At 51.7% G+C, this 9,330-nt stretch carries 6 protein-coding genes; 1 reads left to right on the top strand and 5 read right to left on the bottom strand.

Annotated elements, in window-relative coordinates; all coding sequences use genetic code 11:
- Positions 1–62: 62 nt before the first annotated feature.
- The 5 genes from RUMCAL_RS00925 to RUMCAL_RS14245 form a co-directional block, all read right to left on the bottom strand.
- The gene (locus tag RUMCAL_RS00925) at positions 63–2,360 is read right to left on the bottom strand and encodes a CAP domain-containing protein (protein WP_169725972.1); all 2,298 of its coding nucleotides are present in this window, start codon (positions 2,358–2,360) and stop codon (positions 63–65) included.
- Between the two features lie 375 nt (positions 2,361–2,735).
- Positions 2,736–3,293 (bottom strand): 4'-phosphopantetheinyl transferase family protein, encoded by a 558-nt coding sequence (locus tag RUMCAL_RS14255; protein WP_021680505.1) that lies wholly within the window; start codon positions 3,291–3,293, stop codon positions 2,736–2,738.
- Positions 3,294–3,359: 66 nt separating this feature from the next.
- Positions 3,360–4,088 (bottom strand): hypothetical protein, encoded by a 729-nt coding sequence (locus tag RUMCAL_RS00915; protein ID WP_021680504.1) that lies wholly within the window; start codon positions 4,086–4,088, stop codon positions 3,360–3,362.
- A gap of 36 nt (positions 4,089–4,124) precedes the next feature.
- Complete coding sequence (locus RUMCAL_RS14250; RefSeq protein WP_169725971.1) at positions 4,125–5,948, bottom strand: glycerophosphodiester phosphodiesterase; 1,824 nt, start codon at positions 5,946–5,948, stop codon at positions 4,125–4,127.
- A 283-nt stretch (positions 5,949–6,231) separates the two neighbouring features.
- Positions 6,232–8,940 (bottom strand): dockerin type I repeat-containing protein, encoded by a 2,709-nt coding sequence (locus tag RUMCAL_RS14245; protein ID WP_021680502.1) that lies wholly within the window; start codon positions 8,938–8,940, stop codon positions 6,232–6,234.
- Between the two features lie 105 nt (positions 8,941–9,045).
- Here RUMCAL_RS14245 and RUMCAL_RS16095 point away from each other — a divergent pair.
- On the top strand, positions 9,046–9,330 hold a 285-nt coding region (locus RUMCAL_RS16095; RefSeq protein WP_021680501.1), incomplete at its 3' end, for a hypothetical protein.

Raw genomic sequence — 9,330 nt, 5'->3', positions numbered from 1 at the left:
TTTATTATACGCCAGAATGCCGCATTTGTCAAGGTTTTTTTTGCCGGAATACGCGGCAATTTTTATGCCGCATCAGGCAAAACAGTCACAATATGCACCAGAAATTTCATCAGCAGGGTGGCATCATCGGCATTGACCTCGCCGCTGGCATCACAGTCGGCATTCTGATACTGCTGCTTGTTCAGCATTACCACACCAGAAACCGCCTTGTTGGTCAGCACGGCATCGGATATATCCACCTTGCCGTCCAGATTGACATCACCATAGAGCACGCTGCCGGTATCCGGTGCGGTGGTCGTAGGTGCCGGAGCAATTGTAATTGTGATCGTACTGCCCTGCACCAACGGTGTGCCTTTTTGTCCGTTCACATTATCCAGCCACATGGCATCGGCACCACTGGCGGCACGTGCAGACAAGTTGACCACATAGACATCTCCTGCCTCTGCATCGTCCGGCAGCCGGAACCGAAGCGTTCCGATCTTTCCTGCCGGAATATTGCTGATCGATGCATTTACCAGCCAGACAAAACCGTCCGCCTCCGCACTGGAGTACGCACCATAGTCAACACTGCTGTCCAGATACGTCAGACGGCTGTCCCAGCTGATGCCGAAGTTCAAAGCGGAACACTCCCGATCAATATAGATCGGAACGCTCACAATGTGATTCTGCTCGTATTCATCTACGCCCACTTCCACTCTTCCCAGCGAAACCGTCAGATTCTTTTGCAGCGGCTCCGCTGTAGTGCTGGTCGCGGTAGTTGTAGTCGTTTCCGCAGTAGTCGCAGTGGTTTCCTCTGTGGTGGTAGTAGTCATCGTTGTCGTCGTTGTGGTTGTTGTCGTTGTTGCAGAAGTTGTTGTGGTCGAAGTGGTCGTGGTGGTCATCGTTGTTTCTGTGGTGGTAGTTTCTTCTGTGGTCGTGGTAGTTTTCTCCGCACCGGTAATGGTGATCGAGCCACTCTCCCCCTGCATCTTGCTGGATTCTCCGGAAGTGCTGATCCAGTAGCTGCTTTTGAGTATGCGGAAATCCACCGAGAACGTATCCCCCGCCTTGGTATTCTCCGGCAGCTGGTAGGTGATCGTGCCGATCCAACCGGCTTCCTGCTCGGTATGCGACAGATACACACGCAGCAGATACGAAGTCGAATAGCCGCTGCTGGCAGAAGACGTGATGATCTTGTCCCCGAAATCGCACTTCACATTCGTCAGACTGGGATTGTCAACGACGTTGAAGTTCATATCGCTAAAACTCTGGCTGACATAAAGGGGCATCTCCACCCGATAGTTGTTCGCCTGCAATTCCTCCAGCGACATTTCCAGATCCGCGAATTTCAGACACATGGTGTCCTCCAACTCGTTGGGCTCGGTGGTGGTCACAGTGACATTGTCGTCCACGGTAACAGAAAATGTGTAAGAAAGGCCGTTGACTACAGCTGTCAGCGTTGCCGTGCCGTAGCCCACAGCAGTGGCAGTGTTACCGCTGACGGATACCACATCGGTGTCCGAACTGCTCCACGATACCGGTTCCTGTAGCGTAAAGCCTTTCCGGTTGCTGTACCGGATCTTCAGCTGCAAGGTCTGGGTATCGCCGTAGGACATGACACTCTGCACAGAATCGTCCATTACAGTCACATCACTTGCGGGAACCTCCAGCTTCTGAATACACTCCCCATAGGTGAAGCTGAGGCTGTCCGAGCCCTTGCCGGAACTGAATTCCGCACAGGTGGTATTGGCATAGGTTGCCGTAGAGGTGTAGAACGCACCGATACCGATATAGCGGCTGCCAGGAGAGATCATGCTTCTATAGTGACCGGCGGCACTGCTGCTGCTGTCGATCAGATAGGACTCCTTCTCGCCGTACCACTGCTCGATACCATGCAGCATATTCTTCTCACGGTTCCATGCAAGACACTCTCCGTGAGAAGACGTCCCCGCCGGTGCCTGAATGGCAAAGCAGCTTTCTCCGTTGGTACGCACATGATCTTCTGTCTGGGAAGCCTCTGCGGCACGGATCCGTGCGATATACTCCAGTCCGTCCGACCACTGGATCGGCTCATAGTCGCTCATAGTCAGGCTGCCGCTGCCGTCAGGGTTGGGATAGCCGTTCTGGCAGGCTTCCAGCCGGTAGCTGTTGATTAAGTCCAGTGCCTCGCTGATCTGGTCAATATACGTGCCCTGAATGCCGATCAGCAGGTTGCCGGAACTCCCCTGCGATACGTCCGTTTCCAATACCGGCAGTTCTTCCGCCGAAGCAAAGCTGCCCAGCGACAGCCCTGTACAAAACAGCACCGCGGAGAGCAGCACCGCCATAACTCGTGACGGCAGGCTCCTGCTGGTGTTTGCGGTATGCGATCGTGTTTTCATCTTCACCAAACTCCTTTCGAACATATGGCATATTCTTCTATGTCTATTATACCACAAGTCAAATAATGAAATGTGAATTTTTCACGACCTTTGCAGAAAATCCCGATTTTTGGAGGAATCCACAAAGAAAAAAGCCGCCAAAGGCGACTTTCTTGCAAAATGTATAAATGCTGGAAAATAATTTTCCATTTTCGGTTAGAGAAACACCGAGCAAAGCTTGTGGTAAGATGCGTCGTCAGATTTTTCGGTCGACAGATTGCATAGAAATTCCGCAGGCATACTTTCCGTATGGCAAGGGATTTCTGGGCAATATGACGAAAAATCTGCACGCAGATTGCGTACAAAGCCGTCAGGCGGGCTTTATTCAGTGTTTCCTTAGAATGACACAACGTGGAGTTCTTCCGGCAGCGTGTCCTCCGATGCTCCGCAGCAGGACACCACATGCCCGCTGTCCAGCCGGAACTGCCGGAACTGCCAGCCCTGGGGGTGGCGAGTGACATCTCCCCCGTCCAACGCAAACACCGCCGTGTGCAGCGGGTAGGAGATGCCCACGCCCAGAGCCTTGACAAACGCTTCTTTCAGCGTCCAGAACCGGAAAAAAGTTTCGTCCGGCTGGGGGCTTTCCGTGACAGCAAGCACCTCCTCCGGTGCAAAGGAACGCCGCAGCACCCCCTCCCGCAGAGAGCGAATGCTTTCGCAGTCTACCCCCAGCGGAAACGCCGAGATGCCACAGACTGCCAGCCCGCGGCAGTGGCTAAGGTTGAAACAGATCTCCTGCCGCTGTGGAAAAAAGGGCTTGCCGCGGGAGTCGCAGGCAATTTCCGGCAGGGGCAGCCCGTAAACCTCCTGCACCGCATACGCCAGCAGCCGGTAAGCGGTTTCGTGTTCCAGAGCCTTTTTGCCGGCGGGAACGGGGGCGGCGAATAGGTGCATGGGGATTCTCCTTTCGTGAGGTGGGGTGTTCCAGCTTTTTCTCATACACAACAATATCTAATTCTATTATTTTTTCTTTGCCTGATGCCGTTTGGAAGCTGCCAGTAGAATGTCCAGTGTCGGCTTGCCGTTCCTGCAAATTTTATCAACTAATTCCATTTCATTCTGTGTGATATAATTGATTTGCTCTTGTGTGATTTTGCTGATTGCTGTGATTCTATATTCATAAGACGGAGCTAATGGTTCCGTTTTTGTCACTTGTTCCGGAATATATCCGTCCGAAACAGGTTCGCCGCCGCACCAAATTGCCATGGGATCTGTCGCTTTACGTACAATTGTCTGCACATACTTCCTTGTTTTTCCTCTGTTTTTATTGTACAAATGACAAAGAACAATAAATTTTTCGCCATGATGATTTTTATTTCGATGCACTTCAATATCTTCGTGCGAAGCGTGCCATGTGATATACCGGTTATCTTCTCGAATCATGCGATTTTGCTCTTTCTTTTTTTGCTTTATTTCTTTATCATCGGTCGGATAAATCTCTACATATGGTTTATATTTCGGGTGTGTGATTCTGGGAAACAACTCTATGATAATCCAATTGAATTTGATATGGTCACAGTTGTATGCACCGTATGTATCCATAGAAACAACGTCAATCCATTTTCCCCTTGTATCAATATTGTCAACAATATCTCTGACAATATGAACAGCAACCGCTTCTCCAGATGAATTGTACTCATTGAACAATTCATCGTGAAATCTTTCATACCATGCCTTGTTTTTCATCATACCACCTTAATTCATCTATTTTTTTCTGCGTACCCCTCAATTGATAAAATAGTCCAGCACAGACCGCAGCGTTTCACCGGTGCTGTCCCGCGAGATCACATTCTGCACCATGACCGGATCGTCCGTGATAATGCTGTCCACGTGGAGATTGCACAGACTCCGCACCTCGGACATGCCGTTCACCGTCCATGCGAATATCTGCTTGCCCTGCTGGTGGGCGGCGTTGACTACCTGACTGGTGACGAACACCTTGTTCAGACTGAACGCGTCCGCATACTTCAGGGAGTAGAACTGTCCGTATGCCACGCTCATGAGATAGCCGGTACGAATCTCCGGATTGGCTTCCTTGACCTTTTTCAGCGAGCCGTAGGAAAACGATGTCACATAGCAGGCATCGGTGTACTGATACCGGGTGATCAACTCCGCCACGTCCTGCTCCAGCGTATCGGAACCGTGCTTGGTGGGCTTGATCTCGATGTTCAGCTTCGCCCGCTTGTCCACAAATTGCAGCGTTTCTTCCAGCGTGGGGATTCTGGCATTGGCATACGCCGGATCAAACCAGCTGCCTGCGTCCAGATTCTGAATATCTGCATAGTCCACGTCCCAGATGTCCTTGTTCACACCGGTGGTGCGTTTCAGATTGGAATCGTGCATCACCACCAGCACGCCGTCCCTGGTCTGCTGCACGTCCAGTTCAATGAAATCCGCCCCCACCGAAATGGCATCGGAAAAGGCGTAGAGGGTGTTCTCCGGTGCATCGGCAGAAAGTCCCCGATGTGCCATAACGGTGGGATTCTGGAACAGTGCCAGACGGAAATTCGCCTTGCCGGTGAAAACGCTGTACACATACGAAAGGTTCAGCCCCAGAGCCGCCACCGTAAAGCAGCATGCCGTCAGAACTGCCGTGCTCCGGCGAAACGGCTTGGCACTCCGGCTCAACGGAACCGGTTCCGGAAGCACCACCTCCGGCATCTGCACACAGCGTTTCTCCAGCAGAGCCGTCAGGTGTGCCATGCAGATCGGCGTGGCAAAAAACGAGAAACTCCACAGCACGATCTGAATCAGCAGTTTCAGGATCCGCATTGCCTGCGACATGATGAGATCATTGCTGCCGGTGGCACGAATCACCATCAGCACGACCACTGTAATCATACACAGGAACACCAGCAAAGCGGCGAAATAGCAGCAGTTCCACACCAGCACGGAGAAGAACGTCTGCCAGAAACGCCCCCGCACCAGCTGTACGCTGGTGGCTCTGGCACTGCGGTAGCTGCACTGGTTCTGCGTGAACAGCACGCTGGAAAAGACCCAGCGAACAGAAAGCAGACAGCACAGAATGATCGCTGCCACATAAATCGGCAGCAGGAATTCCTTTTTCGTCATATAGTAGGCGAGAAAATCCGGAATGCCCATTGCGGTAAAAATACCGGAAGTCGCCGAAAACTGCATCAGCGGAATCAGTACCAGCAGATGCAGCACCAGAAACGGTCCGCCGCCCCGAAAGAAGTGCAGCACCGACTGCAAACCGGAACGCACCATTCGCCCCAGCGTGGTACGAACTTTCTGAAAGCGGGACTGCCGGAAACAGGTACAGACTGCCGCAATTTCAAACAGGGTATACAGCGCCGCCAGCAGCAACAGCACTGCCAGCAGCAGAATCGTCCACGGGGAACGGAGAAACTGCAACAGGTTGGAGGTGGTGAGATATTTCAGCTTCGCCAGCTGGATCGCCAGCTGGATCAAGCCGGCACATGCCGGTGCAATCACCAGCAGCGTCACCAGTTTCCAAAGAATTTCAAACAGTATCAGCGGTTTCCAGTGTGCTGTCAGCCGCCGCATGCCAACCCAGAATTGTACCACAGAAGTCCCTCCTTTTCCGAACAGCACCGCCGGACTTGATACCATGCCGCCGCAAATGTTCTCCTGTTCAGTTTAGCATATTTTTTACCAGAAGTCAATGCAACCGCAAAAATGAACACGCCCAGCCCCATTTTTTCCACTCATAAATTGCATAATAAAGAGGCAGATCTACAGCAACACCCCACGAAGCCGCCTGATTGTTTTATGCAGAGTTCCCTTTACAGAACCAAAAAAGCGGCACAGAAATTCTGTACCGCTTTTCTTGTTCTAAATTTCAAAAAGCCTACTGTAGCAATCCCTGATTCAGGAGCATCTGCATCAGCAGCAGAACGTCACAGTTGTCCAGATACCCGTCGCCGTTGATGTCAGCACTTTGAGATGCGGCATCTCCTGTGGGAATCTGCCCCAGCAGCATGTGATTCAGCATCACCAGATCAGACAGATCTGTCTGATTGTCGACGTTGACATCGCCGGCAGCTTCGCTGTCGCCGGATACCACACTGACGCTACAGGTATGCACCTGCCCGTCATACAGCACAGACACCTCTGCCGTTCCCACACGGTTGCAGGTGAGCATGATTTCCGCGGAGGTGTTTCCAGGAGCAAGCTTGACAATATCTGTATCCGAACTCATCCAGACACAGTCGTCCCCGTTGCCCTCTGCCGGATAAAATTGCAGGCGGCTGGTTTGTCCGGCACGTACCCGCAGTGTTGTCCGGTTCAGGTGGTCAGTCTTGATTGCAGCGGTATATCCTGTGGTAGTCGCTGCTGTAGTTTCTGTAGAAGTCACAGTGGTTTCTGTCACCGTTTCCGTGGTGGTTTCTTCGGTGGTAGTTTCTGTGGTTTCCGTAGTCGTTTCTGTTGTAGTTCCGGCAGAAGTCGTTTCCGTAACAGTGGTGGTTTCTGTTTCCGAAATCGTCGTTTCTTCCGTTGTGGCGGTCGTTGTCACAGTGGTTTCCGTTTCGGTAGTCTGTTCCGCCGAAGTGGTCGTTTCCGCCGGTGTTGTGGTTGCGGCTTCCGTGATGCGGATCGAGCCGGAAACCAGTGCCGGAGAAGAACGGGAACCGTCGGCGATCTCTACCGTGGCTACTGCACCGGTAGGCGAGAGCGATACCGCAGACAGGTCGATTACATCGCCTGCCTTGACGCTTTCGTCCAGTTTGATCTTCAGCACGCCCAGCGTGGTGCCGCTGTAGACATACCCGCTGCCGGGATCCACACTGCGGAATTCCAGCCAGCCGGAACTTGCCCCCGAACTGGCTCTCTGGCTAAAGTCGTCCAGCACGCCGATCTGGTCAATGTCCACGCTTTGCAGTTCTTGTGCCTGTGCAACGGTTTCATCATAGAAAACGCCCATAGACAGATAGGACACACCGGTATTCCGTTTCAGGACAATGGGCACATCTACCACATAGCTCTTGAGCCACAAATGATAGGTATCAATTTCCACATCGCTGATCTTTACGGTTGCCGCCGCAGTCAGCTCGTTTGCCGACACCAGACTGATAGTGCCCTTTTGCATGTTCAGGTCACCAAAGGTGCCCTTGGTGCTGACGATAATCATGCTGTCGCCGTCGGGGCTCAGTTCCTGCGGATTCAGCATGATCTTGTCGCCCAGCGATATATCCGACCGCACACGGAACGTCAGCGTACACAGTGCCGTTCCTGTAAAAGCATCATAGGGGCCACGATAGAGAAACTGCATCCAGATGCCGTTGTTGTCATCGGAATAGGATTCGATCATGCCCAGATTCTTGGTATCATCACAGGTGCAGCTGACAATGCTCAAATCGTTGGTGTCCCAGCTGACACCGAACGCCAGCATGGTAAAGCAGCTGTTTGACGTGATCGTAATCGGCACGGAGATCAGGTGATCGCTCTGCTCCAGATCTTCCATGGAAATGGAAATGTCCGGAATCGTCACCTTACCGAATGCAAAAGAATTCGCCGCCTGGGTGGAAGTGGCAAAAATTCTGCCGTTGTTGATGGTCAGCGTACCCGCAGTGCCGGAGTGGTTGGCAACCGATGCCTCTTTATCTCCATCACTGCTACAACCGGTAATGTCATAGATCGACCCCGGCTTCGTATTGTCCGGTACTGTGAACCGCAGCGTACAGATGTCGCTGCCGGTATAGGTGCTGTCGGCAATGACATGGATCCACCCGACACCGTTTTGGTTGTCAATGGTGGGGATCAGAGAAAGCCCTTCCGGTATATTGCCGGACGGCGGTTCTGCTGTCACCTTGCTGGCATCCCAGCGGAAGCCAAACACCATGTCGCTAAAGCCATTGTTCGCTTCTGCGGTCACCGGCACTTCTACCATATAGTCGTTCTCATCCAGATCCCGCATAGAAGGTCTGACTTCTCCGATCTGCAGTTTTACTTCCGGCACAACGCTGTCCACAATGGTGATCGTACCGGAAACAATATTCAGGTCATGTGATTTCATCGTCTTGTCTTTGTACAGAGCCTTGTTGTCGGCATAGTCCGCATAAGCCCCTTCCAGCACAAATGTATCCCCCACCTTGACATCCGGATTGATCTCTGCTGTCAGGGAACTGATATTGGTTTCCTTGCAGTCGTTCTCAATGAACATCATCCAGATCTGCCTTTTGTCATTGGCAATGGTGAGAATCGGCAGCTTCATGTTGCCGGTAGAACGTGCACCCTGCACAGACATGCGTGTCACATCCCATTTTACACCAAATTGCAGAACGGTAAAGCCGGGGTTATTGGGCATGGTGACCGGCACAGTGACCATATAGTGGTTTTTGATCAGCTGATCCAGCTCGATCGAAATGTTCCCTATAATAATATCGCCGGAATTGTCGGCGAACTGCTGTGCATCTGCCCCGTCCGTTACCTCCGGTGTATTCCCGCCTGCCTCTGCCAGTGCAGAAACAGCTTCGGCTCCGCCCGCAAGCACCAATGTTGTGCATACCAGAAATACTGCCATTAAAATCGCCATCATTTTTTTCCAAATGCGTTTCATCGTGTATCCTTCCTCTCATTGCCAAATCGGAAAACGCACAGAACCTTCTATCGAATATTATAGCACTATTATACATTTTTGTCAACGAATTTCGGGCTTATTTGTATGAATGTACAACTGCAGAATTCGTTTTTTGTGTATTTGGTGCTTTTTGGTGGATTCCCTCCTCTATTGTTAGTTTACCATATCCTGCATGATCTGTCAATTGACGGAATGGATAAAAAGAGCCTCGCTGATTCGTGTATTTCTTATGCGGATTTGTGGGATACAATATTGACATTTTCCAGTGCAACGCACAAAAAAACCGCACCGCTTTCTGCTTGTACGCAGACCTGCGGTGCAGTTTTTTCGAATTGTTTAGGGCAATACCGCACAAAGATTGTGCGACAG

The organism is Ruminococcus callidus ATCC 27760, assembly GCF_000468015.1.
GTDB classification, from domain to species: domain Bacteria; phylum Bacillota; class Clostridia; order Oscillospirales; family Ruminococcaceae; genus Ruminococcus_C; species Ruminococcus_C callidus.
Note: the sequence above shows the minus strand (reverse complement) of the source record. Positions and strands in the feature narration are given on the sequence as shown.